1 protein-coding gene is annotated in these 1,664 nt (G+C 69.7%); it reads right to left on the reverse strand.

Translation table 11 applies throughout. From position 1 onward, the window contains the following. Positions 1-165: 165 nt before the first annotated feature. Positions 166-1,542 carry an IS1380 family transposase gene (locus tag NFU81_RS02910; RefSeq protein WP_251484627.1) on the reverse strand — a complete coding sequence of 459 codons (1,377 nt, stop codon included), beginning with the start codon at positions 1,540-1,542 and terminating at the stop codon, positions 166-168. Positions 1,543-1,664: the final 122 nt, after the last annotated feature.

The raw sequence follows: 1,664 nt of genomic DNA on the forward strand, positions 1-1,664 counted from the left end.
TAGCCTCGATCTTTCGTGACGGTCTGTCGACGGAGTTGGTGGACCGTTTCGCGTTCTGGGTCTGATGGTCGGCAGGCCGGTGGCCCGGCTGCGCGTCGGGTGGGCGCCGGGTTCCACGCGGTTCCGGTCGGGGTGGTGCTGCTCGCAGGGACGGGAACGTGGTGGTCAGCCTGGGTTCGGAAGTGCTTCGAGTCGTGCCAGGGCGTCGGTGATCACGTGGGTCCAGGGCCAGTGGCGGGCGAATCTCAGGTGCCGGCGGCGGGCGGTCGTGATGACCTGGGCGGCGGCGGAGAAGAGGCGGAGCCGGAGGCGGCGGGGCTCCCACCTGCGGGTTTCGCCGGTCAGAGCGAGCATGGGCATCCAGGCCAGCAGGTCGAGGGCGATCTGCACGATCTCCAGCCAGATCTGGTTCTGTGCGGTGTCGTGCAGGGGCAGGTTGCGCAGGCCGGTGGCGCGGGCAGCGCGGATGCGGTCCTCGGCGCGGGCTCGCTGGCGGTGCCGTAGTTCGAGTGCGGCGATCGGGAGACCGGTGGTGCTGGTGGCGAACGCGGTGAGGCGAAGCCCGTCGGCATCGGTGAAGCGCAACTGGGCGCCGGGGTGGGGGCGTTCCTTGCGGACGATCAGCCGCATCCCCTTCGGCCAGCCCTTGAGGACGTCGCCGCCCAGTTCGGCGACCCAGGCGCCGTCGCGGATCTCGCCGCCAGGTTCGACGGCCGCCGTCCAGGCAGAAGGTGGGACCTGCAGCACAGCGTGGTGGACGGCGTCGGTGATGGTCATGCCGACCGAGTACGACAGCCACCTGCCCCGCTTCGCGAGCCAGGCGACGAACTCGTGGGTGCCGCCCGCGGAGTCGGTACGAATCAGCGTCTGGCGTCCACGCCGGTATCTCTTCGGCAGTTGGGCCAGGGCGAGTTGGGCTGTGGTGATGTGGTCGGCGGCGGTGTTGCTGCCTGCGTTGCCGGGCCGCAGCAGGCCGGCCACCGGCTCACCGCTCCCACCGCTGCCGTGGTCGACGAACCCCATCAGGGGATGGTGCCCGAAGGTCTTCTTCCAGGTCGCGGTGGCGTCCTGCTTCTCGGAGTGGGCCTGCACGAGTACCCCGTCCAGGTCCACGATCAGCTGCCCTGCCGCGTCCGGGGCGGCGTCCTTGGCCACGTTCCAGACATGCTCACGCGCTTCGGCCCGCGCGTTCCGTATCGCGGTCAGGGCGTTCGGCCCTGCCGCGGCGAGGGTGTCGATGAGGCGGGAGACAGTCGGGTCGGAGGCCACCGGCCCGAACACGGCCGGCTCGGCCCGCAGCATCCCGATATCCGCGAGGCAGTCCCCGCCCAACGCGACCGCGAGGGCCACGTCCAGCAGGATCTTGCCCGGATCGTGCACAGCCCGCCGGCGTCGCCACGGTGCAAGCGCATCCGATATCACCTGGTCCAGCCCGCTCTTACGAACGGTCTCGACCAGGAGCACGGCCCCGGCCTGGGACACCACCGCCCGGCCGCCACCCTCGCTACGGACAAGCGGATAGGACCCGATACGCTTCTTCACCTGGGAAGTGCCTCCGGCGATGGCAGGAACAAGGACCTCGACAATCCTCATTCTTGCTGGTCAGAGGCACTTTCTGCATTCCTGACCACCCGTCGGACAACCCGCTTCATGAAAGCGCGAGG

This window comes from Actinacidiphila cocklensis, assembly GCF_907177275.1.
In the GTDB taxonomy this organism is placed as follows: Bacteria; Actinomycetota; Actinomycetes; order Streptomycetales; family Streptomycetaceae; genus Actinacidiphila; species Actinacidiphila cocklensis.